We start from the raw sequence: 20,180 nt of genomic DNA, 5'->3' as shown, positions 1-20,180 counted from the left end.
CAGTATGGTCAATTCACCGACCGCGACGCGGGCTCGTCCATTCTGCGGAGAGGGGCCCATGAGTAACAGGCTTGTGGGACCACTGCTTGTCCTTCTCTTCGGCCTGGCGATGCTGGCGATCGGCGCCTGGTTCGCCAGCGGGATCGTCGTGAATTGCGACCAAAAGATCATGCATCCCGGGGACACCTGCAGTCAGCCCAAACGACCCACGCAAACCTACGAAGAGCGCCGCGACCTCGAACAGACAATGGGTTATTTCGGGCTCGGGATCGGGTCCGTGGTGACGATCGGTGGCGTTGCGGTGGCAATCCGGGCCTACCGGCGTCCGGCCCAGGCGCCCCGGAATTCCATGCCGCCGCCCGGCGCGACGCCGCCCGGCGCGCCACCGCCCTATCCGCCGCAATACCCGCCGCCACCCGGTGGCCAGCCGTACTACCCTCCCCCGCGCTATCCCCCACCACGACCACCGTGGCCGCAGCAATGAGGCGCCACCTGGGGCCGATGACGTTACACCTCTCATTACTATTGTAAATACGGTACTTGCTACGATAGGGCCTGGTTTCCCCCGGTAGAGAGTACGAGGTTCGAAGATGGCCACACCCGTAATCGTCGGCGCCGTCCGGACGGCCATCGGCCGCTCCTTCAAGGGCACCCTCGTCAACACCCCGCCCGAGACCCTGATCACCGCGGTGCTGCCCGAGGTGGTGCGCCGCTCGGGGGTGGACCCGTCGGCCATCGACGACATCATCTTCGCCGAATCTCATTATGGCGGTGGCGATCTAGCCCGCTACGCCGCCACCGCCACCGGTCTCGAGCACGTGCCCGGACAGTCGGTGAACCGGCACTGCGCCGGCAGCCTGACCGCCATCGGCAACGCCGCCGCGCAGATCGGCTCCGGGATGGAGCGGGTGCTCATCGCCGGGGGCGTGCAGTCGCTGTCGATGACGCCGCTGACCAATTGGCGCATTCCCGGTCCCGAGCTGAAGTTCGAGGAGCGGTGGATGCCGCCCACGCACGTCGAGACGCCGGACGCCCCCGCCAAGGACATGTCCATCACCGTCGGATGGAACACCGCGCAGTCGGTCGGAATCACCCGCGAGGAGATGGACGCCTGGGCGGCTCGCTCGCACCAGCGCGCCGTCGCGGCCCAGGACGCCGGCAAGTTCGCCGACGAGATCCTGCCGCTGAAGGTCACCCAGTTCGACGGCTCGGTCACCGAGTTTGCCGTCGACGAGCACCCGCGCCGGGACACCACGGTGGAGAAACTGGCCGGCCTGAAGGTGCTGCACCCGGAGATCGAGGGCTTCTCGATCACCGCGGGCAATAGCAGCGGCACCAACGACGCCGCCGCGGCGGTGGCGTTGGTGGACGCCGACTACGCGGCCGCCGAGGGGTTGAACGTGATGGGCAAGGTCCGGGCCTGGGCCGCCGCCGGCGTGGCGCCGCGCGACTGCGGACTGGGCGCGGTCAAGGTGATCGGCAAGGTGCTGCAGCGCGCCGGTCTCTCGGTCGAGGACGTGGCGCTGTGGGAGATCAACGAGGCGTTCGCTTCGGTGCCGATCGCCGCGTGCCGGGAGTACGGCATCGACGAGGAGAGGGTGAATTTCTTCGGCAGCGGATGCAGCCTCGGGCACCCGATCGCGGCCTCCGGCGCGCGGATGGTGACCACCTTGACCTACGAGCTGATGCGCCGCGGCGGCGGCATCGGGGTTGCGGCGATGTGTGCGGGCGGCGGTCAGGGCGGGGCGGTCGTCGTCGAGGTATAGCCCTACAGCTCGATCGGTACGTGCTTCTCCGCGCAGGCCTCACGCACGGCCTTGATCACATCCTGGGTGCGCAGGGTCTGCAGGTCCTCGACCGTGACCGACCCCTTGGCGCTCCGGTGTTGGGCAGCCAGGCGTGAATCCCGCAACCGCTCAGCGCGTTCCACGACGTTGCGGGAGAACCGTCCGTTCTGCATGAGGTCGACCCCGTGCGTGCCGTCCGGCGCACGATAGGAACGCAGGTTTGCGCACGCCGCGTTCAGCACCTCGGCCGCGCCCGGTTCGATCACGGTTGCTCTCGGATTGCCGTAGCGCACCGCGATTTCCACCAGCTCGTCGGGCGTGTACGACTCGAATCGCAGCTTGCGGTTGAATCGTCCGGCCAAACCCGGGTTCACCGTGAGGAATTCGTCGACTTCCTTCTCGTACCCGGCGCCGATGAAGCAGAAGTCGAACCGGTGCACCTCCAGTGCCACCAGCAACTGGTTGACCGCCTCCATGCCGATCATGTCCGGCCGCCCATCCTGGTGTCGCTCCACCAGTGAGTAGAACTCGTCCATGAACAGCACCCGGCCCAGCGAACGGTCAATCAGCTCATTGGTTTTCGGGCCGGACGCGCCGATGTGCTCGCCGCAGAAGTCGGCCCGCTTCACTTCCACGATTTCGGGATGACGGACGATACCCAGGCCCGCGTAGATCTTGCCCAGCGCTTCGGCGGTCGTGGTCTTTCCGGTGCCCGGTGGGCCGACCAACAACATGTGATTGGTTTGGTTGGCCACCGGCAGTCCGGCAGCCAGCCGTAGCGCCCGAACCTCGATCTGGTCCTCCAGTTCGGCGACCGCACGCTTGACCTCGGCCAACCCGACCTGGTGGTCGAGCAGAGCGCGGCCTTCCTGCAACAGTTGGTTGCGCCGCTCCTCGTGTTCGGCGTCGGTGCGCTGCTGCACAGACCGCTGGGTTTTCACATCCCATCTGTCCGTGCGGGTGCCGATGGTCTCCTCATCGGTGATCAGGAGTTGCAGGCTGGTGTCGGCCAGCGCCTGCTGGGCGGAGACCATCAGCGCGCCGTTGATGGTCGCCCTGGACAGCCACTCGTGCGCGTGCGATTCCTCGCCGAGTTGGCGGTGCGCCATCCCCCGCACGTACGCCAGGTCAGCCGCGATCAAGGGGTAGTCGCCGGAATCGATTGCGGTGATCGCGTTCTCGTTTCGGGTTCGGCGCGACGCGGTGGCCGGCGTATGCACCTCGACCCGATCGGTCCAACCGATCGCGACACGCGCCTGCCCCAGGTGGGCCGCGGCATGCGCCGCCAGCGCGCAAGTTGCCGCCGTGACCGCCGACATGATGATGGCCTGCGGCGGTAGAACCCTTGCCGCTACGGCGACGGCGTCCGGCCACCGTTGGGTCGCGAACATCAGGTAGGCGTCGATGTACTGCTGCCACTGGTGGTTTTCCCAGGTGTCCAACAGCGCGGGATCGCGCAGCAACATATCGGCTTCGGCATACCGGCCCGCATCGATCAGCGCGCTCGCCAGCGCGAGCCCGGCATGCGATGCCTCCGTCACCGAAATCGACAGGTAGGGGCCTGCTTTGATGGGGGCCGCCAGGCGCAGTCCGAGCCGGTTGGTCTCCCGGTGCAGTCGGGTGCCGTATTTGTACAGTTGCTGGACGGTCGGCAACGATTCGTCACCCGCGGCGATGCGGCCGAGCCAGGCATCCGCCATCGACGGATCGATCTCGGTTGCCTCACGGAATCGCGTCCCGGCCGCCACGGGATCCCGGTCCAGCAACGTCATGCCCTGGTCGAACCGCTTCCGCGCGGCGGCGGTCATGGTGGCGCCCGTCATGGTGAGTCCGCCGCGGTCAGCTCGCCGCTGCGAAGGCTTACGGGTTCGGCTGACACGTAACGATTCTCGGCACGGAACAGTTCGACGTCGACGGTGTACACCCTGCCCGCCGCTGCCACCGAGACCGTGGCGGGACCGGTCTGGGTGACCACCACATTCGCCGAGCCGTGGTACGCGACATCCGGCTTCCCAACGGACACAACCGTATTGGGGCGGGGCGCGGGAGTTACGGTACCGTCGACGACACTGATCGTGGTCCCCGCCATCGGCTTGGGCAGATCGGTGACGGCGATGTCCGGCATTCGAACGCTGGCCCACCGCTCGGTGTCTCGAGTGTGCACGGTGACCCGCTCGCCCGCTCCGGCCAGCCTTACCACGATGCGCTTGGCCAGCGCATCATCAGCGGCGATGTGTACCCGGCTGAATTCGCCGGGATCGTCGAAGGGCAGCATCATCCTGTTCCCGCCGTCCACCTTGCCCAGCAGGACTCCGGACGGCCCGATCGGGATGACAAGGGGATCGGTCAACCGGCTGTGCCGGATTCCGCGCAGCCGCGGCAACGGGCCGCACAGGTTGGCCGCCAGTGCCGCCGACTGCTCGCCCGGCAGCGTCTGCAACAGCATGGCCGGCGGGGCCGTCGGCGGTTGCGCACTGCGGACGGTGACCGTAGCGGTGATGCTTCCGTCGCCGAACAGCGTGATGTTCTGGGTGATTCCGTCGGCGCGGGTCGCCCAGGCCTGCGCCAGGTTCTCGGTGGTGATATCCGCCGGCCGGTACCAGTAGGTGGTCAGCCAGCCGCCTTCCCCCCGCACCGAAGCCCAGCGACGATTCAACACATCCAGCGCCGACGCACCCAGCCGACGCTCCAGCTCGACGATGTCGGTGGCGGTTGCGACCTTGGCGCGGATTCCGCGCTGGCGCATCGCTGCGCTGATCCGTTGCGCCGCCGCCAGCGTTGCCGTGCCCACCGAGGCTCTCGGCTGCAGCGCCCCGGCGTTGGCGAGCGCCGATATGCGGACGACGACCCATGTTTCGCGTTGACCGGCGTAGGGCGGGGTCCCGATCAGCGTGTCGTACACCCGCGGATAGTCACCGGTGGCTCGCCGCCGGGCGCCGGTGCTGAGGACGCTCAGCGATGCCACCTGCAACCCCAGGACCTGCCGTAGCAGCGGCACCAAATCGCGGACGTCGAAGGCGTTCTCGGTGTGGGTCGAGGTCGAGCCGGTGAACAGCGTCGGCCTGTGCGCCCTACCCAGCAGCTGCACGACGGCAACCGAGAAGCCGTCTTGAAAGCGCACTCCCCCGCCGGCCCGGTCGTTGGCCACGGTGTGCGGTTCGGTCAACCCGATCGGACGGCTGCGTCGCAGCCACAGGGTTAGCCACGACCAGGCCGTCTGGCCCCGCCACGGCACGACGGCAAAGGCCAGACCCATCACCAAACCCATTGCGGCGCCAGCGTATCCGCCGGCGAACCACCCGACCATGGCGATCAGGAAGATGCCGACGATGACGGTCAGCCGCACGCCGTGCGTCATCGTTGCCGCCGCGCCCGCGCGATCAGGGCGGCTGCACCCACACCGGCCATGACAACTGCCGCGAACATCAACGCGACGTTGCGGGCGCGGTGATCCGGCGGGGGCGGCGGTGCCGCCGGTGTGATGATCCGGCTGTGCGCGGTGGGCGGGAGCCGGTCCCCCGGCGGGACATCGAAAGTCAACGCCGCCACCGGATCGACCACCCCGTAGCCGACCTGGTTGTCGACTCCGCGAGGCGGATTGTGTGCTGTCTGGACGATGCGATTGATGATCTGGTGGGCGGACAACCCCGGATACTTCGCCCGCACCAGAGCCGCGACGCCGCTGACGTAGGCCGCGGAGAAGCTGGTGCCCCAGATCGGCATGTTCTTCTCACCGGGCCGGATCGGAGGGTAGGCGTTGATCGGACCGCCGGTTTGCGGCGACAACCCCATGATGCCGACACCGGGCGCGGCCGTTGCCACCCAGGGGCCGGCCAGGCTCTTGGAGATCACGGCGCCGGTGTTGTCGACCGCACCCACCGACAGCACGTAGTCAGCGAACCACGACGGCGACGAAACGGTCTTGACCTGATGCCAGTCCCGGGGGTCGGCGGTGTTCAGCGGATCGAAGGAAGGGTTCTGGGCGCAGCCGTCTTCACTGTCGTTGCCGGCGGCCGCGACGATCACCGCGTCCTTGACCGTGGCCGCGTACCACACCGCCGCGCCGATGGCGGCCTGGTCCAACGGGTCAGCGGCCGGCACGCACGACGTCACGCTGATGTTGATGACTTTGGCGCCCATATTGGCGGCATGCACGATGCCGCTGGCCAGTGTTGCGATGGAACCCGCCTTCTTGCGGACCTCCATGTCACCCGGTCCGGGATTGACCGGCTCGTAGGCGCGCGACGACTGGCGGATGGAGATGATCACCGCGTGCGGCGCGACGCCCATGACGCCATCGGGTGACCCCGGCGGTGGGCCGGGCACCTCGGGGATGTCGGCGCTTCCGGCGCCGGGTTCCCCTGGCCCATTGGACGGTTCATCACCAGGCGGCGGCGGAGGTGCCGGTCTGGTTTCGGTGACGGTGACGGGGGTGGGTGGCGGCGGTGGCGCGGGTGGGGGCGGCGCGCCGCCGGGCGGTGGTGGTGCCGCGTCGACCGGGGGCGGTCCGGATGGTGGCGGAAAGGCAGGAGTGGCGGGCATCGGTGCCGGCATGGGGCTGCCCTGTGGAGCGGCGCCGATCACCGAGGCCACGATGGTGCCGTGCGCGTCGCAGTCCATCAGTCCGTCGCCGCCCATGATGTAGTCCCCGCCGGCGACCACCCGCAGCCGCGGGCCCGGATTGATACCGGTGTCGATGATCGCTACCGGCACCCCGTTGCCGGTCGAGTACTGCCACGCCTTGCTGATGTTGAGCATGGTGAAACCCGGCGCGGTGACCGCCACATTGGGATCGGCGACGGTGATGGTCCGGGCGCACATGTTGCTCTGCCGCATCGGTTGGTCGGCGGCCGGCCTGCCGTCCGCGGGCACCCGGGACGGGTCGATCGTCGGTGGCGGAATAGCCTGTGCGATCTCATAATTGGTCGATATGCCGGTGACCAAGACGACCATGAGAATGGCGCTCAGTCGTCGGGCGGCTGCGGTTGTCCGCCTCATCGCATCCGCACCCAGGTGAACAGTCCGCCGATCCAGGCGGCCATCGGCAGCGCGGCGATGATGGCCACGATCTCGAGCCACTCCGCGGCCATGCGTACCAGCGGCGTGAACCTGGTGACCGGAACGAGCAACGCCGCCAACAGCCCTGCCCCTGCGAAGGCGACCAGCAGCACCGCCGCGGCGACCAGCGCCTGGCTTGACGAAGCCGGTTCGTGCACAACGTGTTTGACGACCCCGGCGCAGGTCGCGGCCGCCGCGCCGGACACCAGCGCAACGGCCTGGCGTTTGTCGGCGAAGGCCCGCCCCCGGCTGATGAAGATCACGACGAAGAGCCCGGCGAGCACCGCGGCCGCCGCTGCCCGGTCACGGCCCGGCATCAGTGCTGACCACACCGCGGCGGGCAAGGCAGCCGCGGCGCCGACGCAGATTCCGGTCAGCACATGGTTGGCACGTATCGCCGCGGCGGCGATCTGTGGGCCGCGCGGGGTGGTGTCGGGATTCGCGTCCTCGTCGGTGCCGTCGGTGCCATCGCTGACCGGCGCGACCGCATCGGTCGGAAGCCCGGCGCTCCGTCGGAACAAGTCGCGTCCGGTGATCGAGCCGAAGTAGGGCGGCCGGATCCGGGCAACCCAGAGCGCGATCGTCGGGGCCGCTGTCAGGACGAACAGCAGGGCGACCAGGGTGCACATCCCCAGCCACTGGGTGGGCACCGGCCACCACATGCGCACCGCTGCCACGGTTCCGCCCACCACGCACAGCGTCACCACCGTCGCTGCCACACTGAGGTGGCGTCCCGTTGTCCCGCTGATCCCCCAGGCCAGCACCGCCGCCGTCACCGCGCCGATGAAGACGTGAGCCGATCCCAGGTGTCCCGGTGCGGAGGCGGCCAGTCCCACCGCGAACAGCGGCACAGCCAGCCATCCCAGGACGTCGATCATGTCGGTACGGTGCGGCCACCAACGCCATACCGCGACGGCGCCTCCGGCAGACAGCAACCCGAGGCTACTCGTGAGGATGCCGGGTGCCAGCGTCTCCGATGAGATGCGTTGTCGCACCGTAAGTCCCAGTATCGTCACGGCTACGGCCGCAGTGATCGCCAGGGCGGTGTGGGCCGCGGTCCGCAAGGTGACCGGTTCGAAAAGTTGCTTGCCTGCCCGGGCCAGTCCGGTGGACAGCGACTCGTACTGCGGCTCGAACGACTCGCCGTCGACCGCCGGAACCAGCGCCAGCGTGGCGCCGTCCTCGACGCCGAGCTCGTCGAGGGTCTTGGTCACATCCAGGCGCACCCCGTTGGCTTTGTGCAGTTCGTAACCGGCGCCGGCGTCCAGGCCGCCCAGGCCGCGGCGCTTGAGCTCCTCGTTGAGCAGTTCGACGGCGTTGTCGAGGAATACCTCGATGGGCACGGACGCCGGGTAGACCTGGGAAAGAAGGTGTTCACCCCACACGACGGCGACCGCACACCGGGCGGGAAAGGAGACCTTCGCCATTAACGTGGCCTGTCGGCGTCCGGAATGTACTTGTCGGCCAGCGCGGCGGTGATCTCGAAGAGCCGGAGCCGGGATTGCTTTCTCAGTTCGTGGCGGGTGTCGATGATGCCGCCCTTGGCCAGATACGGGTCATAGGGCATGAATTCGACAGTCGCGCCGGATTGCCGGAAGCGTTCGGTGAGGTATTTGAGCGCATCAGGGTCGTACTTGTTGCGGCTGTCGTTGAGGATGACGGTGCTGCGGGACACCAACTCGTGGAAGCCCATTGAGCGAAGCAGGTCGATCGCGCGGGTGACCGGCAGCGAGGTGTCCGCGGTCAGACCTGAGACGAAGACCAGGGCATCGCAGGCATCGAGCACTGCCTTCATGACCGGGTGCTCCAGGTCGTCGGAAGTGTCCACCACGATCACGGTGTGGGTGCGGCGCAGCCGCGCGAGCACTCCGGTGAACATGGACGGCACCAGGGGCCGCGGCTGGTCGGACGCGCGGTTGCCGGCCAGCACATCGAGCCCGATGCTGTTCTGTCCCAGATGTTCTCGGATGTCGGCGTAGCCCTGGACGTCCGTGTCGTTCAGGACTGCCGAATAGTCGCCGGGTGGGGACTCATCGATGCGGCCGGCCAGCGTACCGAACCCCGGGGCGGCATCAATGGCGACGACGTTGTCCGGACGGCATTCCCGGAACACACCGCCGATGCAGGCGGTCATCGTGGTCTTGCCGACGCCACCTTTCCCCGAGATCACCCCGATCACGTACTGCTTGCGGATATGGCGCCGGATCCGCGACTGCAATTCCCGATAGTGCCGTTCGGCCGGCGACTCTCCGAGATTGATGGTCTGAAAAGAGATCGCGTACACGAATTTGCGCCAGCCCGACCCGGGTGGCACTTTGCGGGGCGCCACCATGTCGGAAATGCGTAAGGTGCCGGAAACGGATTCCTGGTGCTGGTAACGCCCGGATTGTTCGGCGGCGTTCGGGCCGGCGTTCCATGTATTCGTCACAGCGGGATTGCTAACACTTGGGTGATACCTCTCGACTACACGACTTTGCGGTACGAATGCCAGTCCTGATGAGCGGGCAGGCGCCGCATCATGCGATTGATCGCCGCGGCGATATTGCTGCCGGTCCCAGGGGCGATGATCATCCACGTCTTGCCCCCGGATTCGACATCCTCGGCAACCAGCCGTCCCTCGAGGGTGTCGATGATCGTCACCGCACCCGGTGCGATATGGGTGCGTTGGAATCGTCCCGTGTCGACCCCGGACTGCGCGGCGACGATCGACGCCTGCGCCGATCGGCGCGGGTCTGCGGCCACCGTCAGCAGTCGCACCTGATCGGCGTCGAGGCGCTGGCCGGCCAGAAATGTCTGCGGCGCCTCCCGCCCGGCCGCAGCGATCCGCATCGCGCCGGCATCGAGGGTGACGGGCCGCAGCGGCGCGGGGTGGTTTCGGCCGCACAGCCGCTCGATCTGCTCGTTGAGCACGGTGTTCGCCGTTTCCTCGCCGGTGGACGTGCCCGCACCACTGATCCGAATCAGATCCGCGGAGCGCTCCAGGGCGACCCACCACTGCGCGAACCTGGCGAGCAGCACGCGTGCCGGTTCGCTGTCGCCGGGCATGCGGACATCGACGACCAAACTGAGGTCCCGGCGCGACAGGACCGTCAGCCATTCCACCACCGTGGGATCCACGCCGTCGAGCCCGTCGACTACACCGGCATCACGCAATTCACCGGTCACCGGGTGTTGGAGCGCCAACCATTTGGGCTCCACGCTGGGCAGATGCGGGCGTAGACCCAGCTCGGGAGCGACGGTCTCGATTCCCGTGAGTACTTGCAGGGCCCATAGCCCGTCAACGGTGGTGGTTAACACGGTGTCCCTCAATGCGGGCCAGGGGCGCACGCTGTGCATGCGCCCCGTCGGCCCACTCGAAGTGGCTAGCTGAACAAGGTGCCCATCTGGGCGTCGGTCGCCTGCGCCATCTCGTCCACGTTGTGGACGGTGTGGGCATGACGGCTGACGGTCTGAATGAGGTCCTCGAGGCCGTGCAACATCTGCTGCTGGGCGTCGAAGAACGCCGTGGCGCCGTGGCCCTGGAAGAAGTCCCCGAGGGCCTGGGTCATGTGCAGGACGTCGGCGTGGATTTCCATCAGTTGCGCGGCCTGGCTGCCGACCTCGCCGGCGAAGCCGATGACGGCGCCGTGGTTGTAGACGATCTGATCTGTCATGACGATGTGATTCCTTAGGTGTGTGGTCCGGGGATTTTCAGGGTGGACAAAGCTCTAAACCGCTTCGCCTCCCCCGCCGAACACACCGTTCAGGTCGTGCGCGGCATCTGCCTCGTGGTTTTCCATCAATGCCGCGGCCCGGCCCAGGCCGTGCGCCAGCCGCTGACCGCCCGTCATGATCTGCTGCAGATCGTGGTGGATGTGGCCTGCGGTGTTCAGAGATGTGGACCCCGCGTCACCCGCCCACCCGGTCGCGCTGATGATGTTTTCGTGACCGCTGAGGTACTGGTTGGCGATGGCCACCGCCTCCTGCAATCGTGTTTCAATTCGCTGCTGAGTACTGCGCAGCAGTTCCGGAGTGACAACGGTGGCATTTGCCATTATTTACGTCTCCCTCAATTAATTGCGCTCCCCGAGCGTGGGTCTGCGTAAAACTAGACGAGCTTCAGCAGGCTGTCACTTCACCCGATGTCGTTGCTACACAGGCATTAAGCAGGTTGTTTAGTGGACACGACAAACGGCCGCGTGTCAAACGGTATGACACTCGAGTAATGGCAGATACCTATTAGCTGGCGTTATTCCGGAATGAATTCATATTTCAGCGGCACCGTCTGCCAGGCCGTCACTATCGGCATCCATCAGCCGAAGGTTCCACAGCCCGTCGCCGTCGGTGTCGATATATCCAGTGACGCCGTCGGGGCCGGCGCAGAGAACCCTGTCGGCGATCCCGTCAGCGTCGGTGTCGAACAATCGGTCGTCAAGTTGGCCCTGGCCATCGAAATCGACCAACGGGCCTCCGGCATGTTCCGCGCCGTCCAGGCCGAACCACCGCAGCTGCCCGTCGCGGTCGACCGCGACCGCCCACGTCCCGGACCCGTCGTCGACGAAATAGCTTTCCGGGGTGCCGTCGTTGTCGACGTCCAGCACAGCGTGGTCGGCCATCCCATCGCCGTCGAGGTCGGCCAGCGCGTCGTCCCGCAGACCGTCACCGTCCAGATCCAGACCGATCGCGTCGAACCTGCCGTCGCCGTCGAGGTCCAGGTCGGGTGGGCGGGTCCAGATCGATGCCGCGCCGTCGTCTCCCAAGCAGTAATCCATGGAAGTTTCGACGGGAACCTGCGGCCTGGGGTTCCCTGTTCATGCCGTGATAGTCGGCGTCACTAGTCCGATTGGTCAGACTTCCGTTGCGCCCACCACGCCAGCAACTCCGCCGTGGCCTCCTCGTTGGACAGCGGCCCGCGGTCGAGGCGCAGCTCCTTGAGGAACCGCCACGCCTCCCCCACCTGCGGGCCGGCCGGAATGTCGAGCAGCCGCATGATCTCGTTGCCGTCCAGATCCGGACGGACCCGGTTCAGGTCCTCCTGGGCGGCGAGCTCGGCAATGCGTTCCTCGAGGCGGTCATAAGACGCGCGCAGCCGGGCGGCCCGGCGCTTGTTGCGGGTGGTGCAGTCCGCGCGCACCAGCTTGTGCAACTGCGGCAGCAGCGGGCCCGCGTCGGTGACATAGCGGCGCACCGCCGAGTCGGTCCACTTGCCCTCGCCGTAGCCGTGGAACCGCAGGTGCAGGTAGACCAGCTGGGACACGTCGTCGACCATGTGCTTGGAGTACTTCAGCGCCCGCATCCGCTTGCGCACCATCTTGGCGCCGACCACCTCGTGGTGGTGGAAGCTCACCCCGCCGTTGGGTTCGTGGCGCCGGGTGGCGGGCTTGCCGATGTCATGCAGCAGCGCCGCCCAGCGCAGCACCAGATCCGGGCCCTCATCCTCTAGTTCTATGGCCTGGCGCAGCACGGTCAGCGAATGCTGGTAGACGTCCTTGTGCTGGTGATGTTCGTCGATGGCCATCTGCATGCCACCGATCTCGGGCAGCACCACCTCACCCATCCCGGTCTGCACCAGCAGGTCGATGCCGGCCACCGGGTGGGCACCGCACAGCAGCTTGTCCAGCTCGACGGCCACCCGTTCCACGCTGATCCGGCCCAGCTCCGGAGCCATCTGCTCGATCGCCGCCAGCACCCGCGGCGCCACGGTGAACCCGAGCTGGGAGACGAACCGCGCCGCCCGCAGCATCCGCAGCGGGTCGTCGCCGAAGGACACCTCCGGCGGCATCGGGGTGTCCAGCACCTTGGCGCGCAGCGCGACCAGGCCGCCGAGGGGATCAAGGAACTCGCCCAGCCCGTCGGCGGTGATGCGCACCGCCATCGCGTTGACAGTGAAGTCGCGGCGCACCAGGTCGTCTTCCAGCCGATCGCCGAATTGCACTTCGGGATGGCGCGTCACCTGGTCATAGGTATCGGCGCGGAACGTGGTGATCTCCAGTCGGTGCCCGTCTTTGCCGACCCCGACGGTGCCGAACTCGATACCGGTGTCCCACAGCGCGTCGGCGAACGGCCGCACGACCTGCTGAATCTGCTCGGGCCGCGCGCTGGTGGTGAAGTCCAGATCCGGGCTCAGCCGGCCCAGCACGGCGTCGCGCACCGACCCGCCGACCAGGTACAGCTCATGGCCGGCAGCGGCGAATGCCGCGCCCAGTTCGCGCAACTGCGGCGCGTACTGGTGCAGTGCGACCGCGGCGGCGGTCAGCAGTTCGGCATCCGGGACGGGTTCGGCCACGTTCGGTGAGCCTAATAGGGATGCCGTGGTGACTCAGCGCACGTCCTGGCAGTTCGAGTGTGCGTCCACTGCTTTCGGTGTGCGCCTACTGCGCCCGGGAAGCGAAAATCCCGCCGCAGCGGCACACTCGATGGGTGTCGCGCAGAGGCGGGCAAACACCTGAACGCCCGCGCCAGGTACTGCTGTGACGCATGCGCCGCAAGCGACTCGCGTGACCAAAGGTGCCCGCCGACGGCGAGTGCATCAAGAACACCGGCCCTTGCCAGCTAATATCGCTTGGGTGTCGGAGGGCGAACAAGCCAAACCTCGTCGACGCCGCGGTCGGCGTCGTGGTCGTGGCGGCGCCCGTCCGGCTGAGAACAATACGGAAAGCCAGCCGGTCGCCGACACGGTACCCACCCCGGCCGCCGCAGCCAAGCGCCGCCCGAGGCCGCGCCGCGACCCCGACCGGATGCGCACCGTGCACGAAACCTCGGCCGGCGGCCTGGTCATCGACGGCATCGACGGTCCCCGCGAAACACAGGTGGCCGCCCTGATCGGACGCATCGACCGGCGTGGCAGGATGCTGTGGTCGCTGCCCAAGGGCCACATCGAGATGGGTGAGACTGCCGAGCAGACCGCCATCCGTGAGGTCGCCGAGGAGACGGGGATCCGCGGCGGCGTGCTTGCCGCGCTGGGGCGCATCGACTACTGGTTCGTCACCGACGGACGACGGGTGCACAAGACCGTGCACCACTATCTGATGCGGTTCTTGGGTGGGGAGCTGTGCGACGAAGACCTGGAGGTTGCCGAGGTGGCGTGGGTGCCGATCCGGGAACTGCCCTCCCGGCTGGCCTACGCCGACGAACGCCGCCTGGCCGAACGAGCCCACGAGCTGATCGACACGCTGCAGAACGACGGCGAGCACGCGTTACCGCCGCTGCCGCCGAGCGCGCCGCGGCGACGGCCGCAGACCCACTCCCGCACCCGGCACGCCAACGACCCGGAGCCGGGCAAGAAGAACGGTCACGGGCAGGGGCCGTGACGGCGCCGCACTCCCGCTGGGCAAGGTTGGCGCGTCTCGCCGCAGTGATCGGCATCGTGGCCGGTTTCGGGGTCCTGCTCACCGCCCCGCACGCTATCCCGCTGGCCAGAGCGGGCGAGCCCACCGCGACGCCCTTCGTCCAGGTCCGCATCGACCAGGTGTCCCCGGACGTCGTCACCACCACCAGCGACCCCGTCGTCACCGTCAGCGGCATGGTCACCAACATCGGCGACCGCCCGGTCCGCGACGTGATGGTCCGCCTCGAACACGCATCGGCCGTCTCGGCCTCCCCCGGCCTGCGCACCTCACTGGACGGCAGCACCGACGAGTACGAGGCCGCCGCGGACTTCCTCACCGTCTCCCCGGAACTACAGCGCGGCCAGCAGGCCGGTTTCACCCTGTCAGCGCCGCTGCGCTCGCTCACCAAACCGTCGCTGGCCGTCGACAAGCCCGGCATCTTCCCCGTCCTGGTCAACGTCAACGGCACCCCCGACTACGGCGCGCCCGCGCGCCTGGACAACGCGCGCTTCCTGCTGCCCGTGGTGGGCGTCCCCCCGGACAAAGCCGCAGGCGCTGAGGCCGCCCCCGCCGTCGCACCCGAAACCAACAAGCCCGTGTGGATCACCATGCTGTGGCCGCTGGCCGACCGGCCCCGGCTGGCGCCGGGCGTCCCCGGCGGCACCATCCCGGTCCGCCTGGTCGACGACGACCTGGCCAACTCGCTGGCCAACGGCGGTCGCCTGGACACGCTGCTGTCGGCCGCCGAACTCGCCACCAGCCGTGACGTCGACCCCGACGGCGCCGTCGGGCGTGCGCTCTGCCTGGCCGTCGACCCGGACCTGATCGTCACCGTCAACGCGATGACCGCCGGCTACGTCGTCTCCAACTCACCCGACGGGCCCGCCCAGCTCCCCGGCACGCCCACGCACCCGGGCACCGGCCAGGCTGCCGCCGGCACCTGGCTCAACCGGCTGCGCGCGCTGGCCCACCGCACCTGCGTGGCGCCGCTGCCCTACGCCCAGGCCGACCTGGACGCCCTGCAGCGCGTCAACGACCCCGGCCTGAGCTCCACCGCCACCCTCAGCAACGGCGAGATCATCGATCGCATCCTCGACGTGACCTCGGTCCGCGGCACCGCCCTGCTCCCGGACGGCCCACTGACCAGCCGCGCGGTCAGCCTGCTCAACGCCGGTGACAACACGGTCGCCGTCGCCGCGGCCGACCTGTCCGCCCAGGACGCCGCCGACGCCGGCAGCGCCAACGTCACACCGCACCGGCTGTCGCCCCAGGTGGTGACGGCGCCGTTCGACCCCGCCGTGGGGGCGGCGCTGGCCGGAGCGGGTTCCAACCCGACCGTCCCCACCTATCTCGACCCGTCGCTGTCCATCCGGGTCAACCACGACTCGGCCACCGCCCGGCGCCAGGACGCGCTGGGCGCCATGCTGTGGCGCAGCCTCACCCCCGAGGCCGCCCCGCGCACCCAGATCCTGGTGCCCCCGGCGGTGTGGTCGCTGCAAGGCGACGACGCCCAGTTCATCCTGACCGCCCTGGCCACCTCCATCCATTCGGGGCTGGCCGTGCCTCGCCCGCTGCCCGCACTCGTCGCCGACGCGGCCGCCCGCATCGAACCGCCGGTGCCGCCCGGCGCCTACCCCTCCGAGCGGGGCCGGTTCAGCGACGAGATCACCGGCGAGATCACCGGCCAGGTTGGCCGGCTGTTCAAGCTGACCTCGGCGCTGATGACCGACGAGCGCACCGGCCTGACCGGGCCCCAGTACACCGCGCCGCTGCGCGAGGACATGCTGCGCGCGCTGAGCCAGTCGGTGCCGCCGGACACCCGCAACGGCCTCGCCCAACAGCGCCTGACGGTGGTGGGCACCACGATCAACGACTTCTTCGGCTCGGTGACCATCGTCAACCCGGGCGGCTCCTACACCCTGGCCACCGAGCACAGCCCGCTGCCGCTGGCCCTGCACAACGGCCTGGCCGTGCCGATCCGGGTGCGCCTGCAGGTCAAGGCGCCGCCGGGCATGACGGTGACCGACATGGGCGAGATCGAGTTGCCGCCGGGATACCTGCCGCTGCGGGTCCCCATCGAGGTCAACTTCACCCAGCGCGTCGCCATCGACGTCGGGCTGCGCACCCCGGACGGGACCGTCCTGGGCGAACCCGTGCGCCTGTTGGTGCATTCCAACGCCTACGGCAAAGTGCTGTTCGCGATCACGCTCACCGCCGCGGCGGTGCTGGTCATCCTGGCAGGCCGACGACTGTGGCACCGCTTCCGCGGCCAGCCCGACCCCGCCGACCTCGACCGTCCCGACCCGCCCGCGATCGGACACCTGCGGCCCCCGAGTGAGCGGGCCATCGAGCAGCGGGTCCACGAAGAGCACCGCGTATGAACCCCGCACCCCGCGGGGTGCAGCCGGCGCCGCAGCAAGCGACGCCACAACCGCCCCGTCATCAGCTCTCCCAGCCGCGCAGCACCGTTCCGCCGCCCGGCCTGCCGCCGCGCCCCGGCTGGACGCCGCAGCAAAAGCAGCTCGAGGAGCCCAAGCGGCCCCGCCCCGAGCAACTGTCCGACGCCGCGGTGGTGTCGCGGTCCTGGGGCATGGCATTCGCCACCCTGATCAGCAGACTCACCGGGTTCGCCCGGATCGTGCTGCTGGCCGCGATCCTGGGGGCGGCGCTGTCCAGCTCGTTCTCGGTGGCCAACCAGCTGCCGAATCTGGTCGCGGCGCTGGTCCTGGAGGCGACGTTCACCGCGATCTTCGTGCCGGTGCTGGCCCGCGCCGAGCAGGACGACCCCGACGGCGGCGCGGCGTTCGTGCGGCGGCTGGTCACGCTGGCCACCACCCTGCTCATCGTGGCCACCGTGTTGTCCGTGGCCGCGGCGCCGCTGCTGGTGCGGCTGATGCTGGGCCGCAACCCCGAGGTCAACGAGTCGCTGACCACGGCGTTCGCCTACCTGCTGCTGCCGCAGGTGCTGGTCTACGGCCTGTCCTCGGTGTTCATGGCGATCCTGAACACCCGCAACGTGTTCGGGCCGCCGGCCTGGGCGCCCGTCGTCAACAACGTCGTCGCCATCGCCACGCTCGGCGTCTACCTTGCCGTCCCCGGCGAGCTGTCGGTCGACCCCGTCGAGATGGGCAACGCCAAGCTGCTGGTGCTCGGTATCGGCACCACCCTGGGGGTGTTCGCGCAGACCGCGGTGTTGCTGGTGGCCATCGGGCGCCAGCACATCAGCCTGCGCCCACTGTGGGGACTCGACGACCGGCTCAAGCGCTTCGGCACCATGGCCGCGGCCATGGTGCTCTACGTGCTGATCAGCCAGCTCGGCCTGGTGGTCGGCAACCAGATCGCCGCTTCGGCCGCCGCATCGGGACCGGCGATCTACAACTACACCTGGCTGGTGCTGATGCTGCCGTTCGGCATGATCGGCGTCACGATCCTGACGGTGGTGATGCCGCGGCTGAGCCGCAACGCCGCCGCCGACGACATTCCGGCGGTGCTCGCCGATCTGTCGCTGGCCACCCGCCTGACCATGATCACGCTGATCCCGGCGGTCGCGTTCATGACGGTCGGCGGGCCGGCGATGGGCAGTGCGCTGTTCGCCTACGGGCACTTCGGGCAGGTGGACGCCGGGTACCTGGGTGCGGCGATCGCGCTGTCGGCGTTCACCCTGATCCCCTACGCGCTGGTCCTGCTGCAGCTGCGCGTCTTCTACGCCCGCGAACAGCCGTGGACACCGATCGTGATCATCCTGGTGATCACCTCGGTGAAAATCGCCGGCTCGCTGCTGACCCCGCACGTCACCAGCAACAAAGATCTGATCGCCGGCTACCTCGGGACGGCCAACGGCCTGGGCTTCCTGGCGGGTGCCGTCGTCGGCCATATCCTGCTCCGCCGCAGCCTGCGTCCCATGGGCGGAACGCTGATCGACCTCGCGACGGTACGCACGATCCTGGTCGCGATCGCGGCGTCGCTGCTGGCCGGGCTCGTCGCCCACGTCGCCGACCGCCTGCTCGGCCTGCACCGGTTGACCGAGCATGGCGGCATGGGCTCGCTGCTGCGCCTGTTCCTGCTCGGGGTGATCATGGTGCCGATCCTGGCGGGGGTGATGCTCGCCGCAGGCGTCCCCGAAGCCCGGGCGGCCGCCGCGGCCATCGGGCGCCGCGCCCGACGCGGGCAGCCGGCCCCGGCCCGCACAACGGTGTCGTCCGCGGGTCGCCACGTCACGTACCCTGAGCAAAGAAATTCGTCCCTGCCGGGGGGACATGCGGTACGGGAGCCGATCCGGCGCAGACCTCCGGTGGCCAGGGCCGGGCTAGCGAAAGGACCGGAGGTGACCGACCGCACTTCGGATAACGCCGCACCGAGTTCGATGGCCGGCGACGACTTCCAGCCCGACATTCCCAGCCGAGGAGCAGCCCCACGGGATCGGCTTGCCGGCGACGTCGACCCCCGCGGACCGATCCCGTTCGACGCACCCCGCGAACGCGACGCCGAGCCGCCCCCGGACGAACTCAACCTGGTGCCCGGGGCCCGGATCGCCAACGGCCGCTACCGGCTGCTGCTCTCCCACGGCGGCACACCGCCGCTGCACTTCTGGCAGGCGCTGGACACCGCACTCGACCGCCAGGTCGCCCTCACCTTCGTCGACCCCGAAGGATCGCTGCCCGACGACGTGCTGCAGGAGATCCTGTCGCGCACCCTGCGGCTCAGCCGGATCGACAAGCCCGGCATCGCACGGATCCTCGACGTCGTGCACACCGGGTCCGGCGGCCTGGTGGTCTCGGAGTGGATCCGCGGCGGCTCACTGCAGGAGGTGGCCGACACCTCGCCGTCGCCGGTGGGGGCCATCCGCGCGATGCAGTCGCTGGCCGCCGCGGCCGACGCCGCCCACCGCGCCGGTGTCGCGCTGTCCCTCGACCATCCCGGCCGGGTGCGCGTCAGCATCGACGGCGACGTCGTGCTGGCCTACCCGGCGACGATGCCCGACGCCAACCCACAGGACGACATCCGCGGCATCGGCGCCGCGCTGTATGCGCTGCTGGTCAACCGCTGGCCGCTGTCCGAGACCGGGGTGCGCAGCGGCCTGGCTCCGGCCGACCGCGACGCCAACGGTCAGCCCGTCGAGCCGACCGTCGTCGACCGCGACATCCCGTTCCAGATCTCCGCGGTCGCAGTCCGCTCCGTTCAGGAGGACGGCGGAATACGCAGCGCCTCAACGCTTTTGAACCTGCTGCAACAGGCCACCGCGGTGGCCGACCGCACCGAGGTGATCAGTCCGATCGCCGAACCGCCCTCACCGGCCTCGCCCCGACGTGCGGCCGAGCGCGGCGGGGAGGTCTACTCCCGCCGTCGCCGTAACCTGCTGATCGGCCTCGGCGCGGGCGCGGCCGTCCTGCTGGTGGCGCTGCTGGTGCTGGCCTCGGTGGTCAGCAAGATCTTCGGCGACGTCGGCAGCGGCCTCAAGGGCGACCAGCTCGGCCTCAACAACCCCACCTCGTCGGCGGCCACCGAGTCCCCGGGCAGTTCGGCGCCGTCGGGCAGCTTCGTCAAGCCCACCAAAGCCACCGTCTTCTCCCCCGGCGGCGACGCCGACAACCCCGGCGACGCGGGTAACGCGATCGACGGGACCCCGGGCACCGTGTGGCAGACCGACACCTACTCCGACGCGGTGCCGTTCCCCGGCTTCAAGAACGGGGTGGGACTGATGTTGCAGCTGCCCAAGCCGACGGTTGTCGGCGTGGTCGGCATCGACGTCTCGAGCACCGGGACCAAGGTGGAGATCCGGTCGTCGTCCTCGCCGAACCCGTCGAAGCTGGACGACACGACGGTGTTGACCCCGGCCACCGCGCTTAAGCCGGGCCACAACACCATCCAGGTCAAGGCGTCCTCGCCGACCTCGAACCTGCTGGTGTGGATCTCGACCCTGGGCACCACCGACGGCAAGAGCCGCGCCGACGTCTCCGAGATCACCATCCAAGCCGCTTCCTGATCGCAGGTGAAGTGCCCGGTGCCGGCCGATTGGTTACCGTCCGGC

Annotated in this window: 15 protein-coding genes; 5 read left to right on the top strand and 10 right to left on the bottom strand. The window is 68.9% G+C overall.

What is annotated here, in order from left to right; translation table 11 throughout:
- Window positions 1-58 precede the first annotated feature (58 nt).
- The gene (locus ACNQS7_RS20515; RefSeq protein WP_418014003.1) at window positions 59-484 is read left to right on the top strand and encodes a hypothetical protein; all 426 of its coding nucleotides are present in this window, start codon (window positions 59-61) and stop codon (window positions 482-484) included.
- A 106-nt stretch (window positions 485-590) separates the two neighbouring features.
- Window positions 591-1,766, top strand: coding sequence for a thiolase family protein (locus ACNQS7_RS20510; RefSeq protein WP_418014002.1), 1,176 nt, complete (start codon window positions 591-593; stop codon window positions 1,764-1,766).
- A gap of 2 nt (window positions 1,767-1,768) precedes the next feature.
- On the opposite strand, the gene eccA is transcribed toward ACNQS7_RS20510, so the two are convergent.
- The 10 genes from eccA to ACNQS7_RS20460 all read right to left on the bottom strand — a co-directional run bounded on the left by eccA (window position 1,769) and on the right by ACNQS7_RS20460 (window position 13,110).
- Window positions 1,769-3,610 (bottom strand): type VII secretion AAA-ATPase EccA, encoded by a 1,842-nt coding sequence (gene eccA / locus ACNQS7_RS20505; RefSeq protein ID WP_418014001.1) that lies wholly within the window; start codon window positions 3,608-3,610, stop codon window positions 1,769-1,771.
- Window positions 3,607-5,145 (bottom strand): type VII secretion protein EccE, encoded by a 1,539-nt coding sequence (gene eccE / locus ACNQS7_RS20500; protein WP_418014000.1) that lies wholly within the window; start codon window positions 5,143-5,145, stop codon window positions 3,607-3,609. The genes eccA and eccE overlap by 4 nt, the downstream gene beginning before the upstream one ends.
- The gene (gene mycP, locus ACNQS7_RS20495) at window positions 5,142-6,785 is read right to left on the bottom strand and encodes a type VII secretion-associated serine protease mycosin (RefSeq protein WP_418013999.1); all 1,644 of its coding nucleotides are present in this window, start codon (window positions 6,783-6,785) and stop codon (window positions 5,142-5,144) included. Before mycP ends, eccE begins: the two co-directional genes overlap by 4 nt.
- The gene (gene eccD, locus ACNQS7_RS20490; RefSeq protein ID WP_418013998.1) at window positions 6,782-8,272 is read right to left on the bottom strand and encodes a type VII secretion integral membrane protein EccD; all 1,491 of its coding nucleotides are present in this window, start codon (window positions 8,270-8,272) and stop codon (window positions 6,782-6,784) included. Before eccD ends, mycP begins: the two co-directional genes overlap by 4 nt.
- Entirely contained in the window at window positions 8,272-9,273 is a 1,002-nt protein-coding gene (locus ACNQS7_RS20485; protein ID WP_310777495.1) for a MinD/ParA family protein, read from the bottom strand. Before ACNQS7_RS20485 ends, eccD begins: the two co-directional genes overlap by 1 nt.
- Window positions 9,274-9,308: 35 nt before the next feature.
- The gene (locus tag ACNQS7_RS20480) at window positions 9,309-10,142 is read right to left on the bottom strand and encodes an ESX secretion-associated protein EspG (RefSeq protein WP_418013997.1); all 834 of its coding nucleotides are present in this window, start codon (window positions 10,140-10,142) and stop codon (window positions 9,309-9,311) included.
- A 65-nt stretch (window positions 10,143-10,207) separates the two neighbouring features.
- A complete protein-coding gene (locus ACNQS7_RS20475; RefSeq protein WP_055579951.1) occupies window positions 10,208-10,498 on the bottom strand; it encodes a WXG100 family type VII secretion target in 291 nt (96 codons plus the stop codon).
- 54 nt (window positions 10,499-10,552) lie between these two features.
- Window positions 10,553-10,879 (bottom strand): type VII secretion protein EsxD, encoded by a 327-nt coding sequence (locus ACNQS7_RS20470; protein ID WP_418013996.1) that lies wholly within the window; start codon window positions 10,877-10,879, stop codon window positions 10,553-10,555.
- A gap of 210 nt (window positions 10,880-11,089) precedes the next feature.
- Complete coding sequence (locus tag ACNQS7_RS20465) at window positions 11,090-11,596, bottom strand: pullulanase (RefSeq protein WP_418013995.1); 507 nt, start codon at window positions 11,594-11,596, stop codon at window positions 11,090-11,092.
- A 62-nt stretch (window positions 11,597-11,658) separates the two neighbouring features.
- Window positions 11,659-13,110, bottom strand: a complete 1,452-nt coding sequence (locus ACNQS7_RS20460; RefSeq protein ID WP_418013994.1) for a CCA tRNA nucleotidyltransferase — start codon at window positions 13,108-13,110, stop codon at window positions 11,659-11,661.
- Between the two features lie 280 nt (window positions 13,111-13,390).
- On the opposite strand from ACNQS7_RS20460, the gene ACNQS7_RS20455 reads away from it, so the two are divergent.
- Genes ACNQS7_RS20455 through ACNQS7_RS20445 form a run of 3 tightly spaced genes read left to right on the top strand, consistent with a single transcriptional unit; the run spans window position 13,391 to window position 20,135 of the window.
- Window positions 13,391-14,134: an NUDIX hydrolase gene (locus tag ACNQS7_RS20455; protein WP_418013993.1), complete on the top strand. Its 744-nt coding sequence runs from the start codon at window positions 13,391-13,393 to the stop codon at window positions 14,132-14,134.
- Window positions 14,131-16,533 carry a hypothetical protein gene (locus tag ACNQS7_RS20450; RefSeq protein WP_418013992.1) on the top strand — a complete coding sequence of 801 codons (2,403 nt, stop codon included), beginning with the start codon at window positions 14,131-14,133 and terminating at the stop codon, window positions 16,531-16,533. The genes ACNQS7_RS20455 and ACNQS7_RS20450 overlap by 4 nt, the downstream gene beginning before the upstream one ends.
- Window positions 16,530-20,135 (top strand): murein biosynthesis integral membrane protein MurJ, encoded by a 3,606-nt coding sequence (locus ACNQS7_RS20445; protein ID WP_418013991.1) that lies wholly within the window; start codon window positions 16,530-16,532, stop codon window positions 20,133-20,135. Before ACNQS7_RS20450 ends, ACNQS7_RS20445 begins: the two co-directional genes overlap by 4 nt.
- The last annotated feature ends 45 nt before the right edge of the window (window positions 20,136-20,180 follow it).

The sequence above is a fragment of the Mycobacterium sp. 23 genome, assembly GCF_048287075.1.
In the GTDB taxonomy this organism is placed as follows: Bacteria; Actinomycetota; Actinomycetes; order Mycobacteriales; family Mycobacteriaceae; genus Mycobacterium; species Mycobacterium gordonae_B.
The sequence above is the reverse complement of the archived record's forward strand: the minus strand, read 5'-3'. Positions and strand labels throughout refer to the sequence as shown.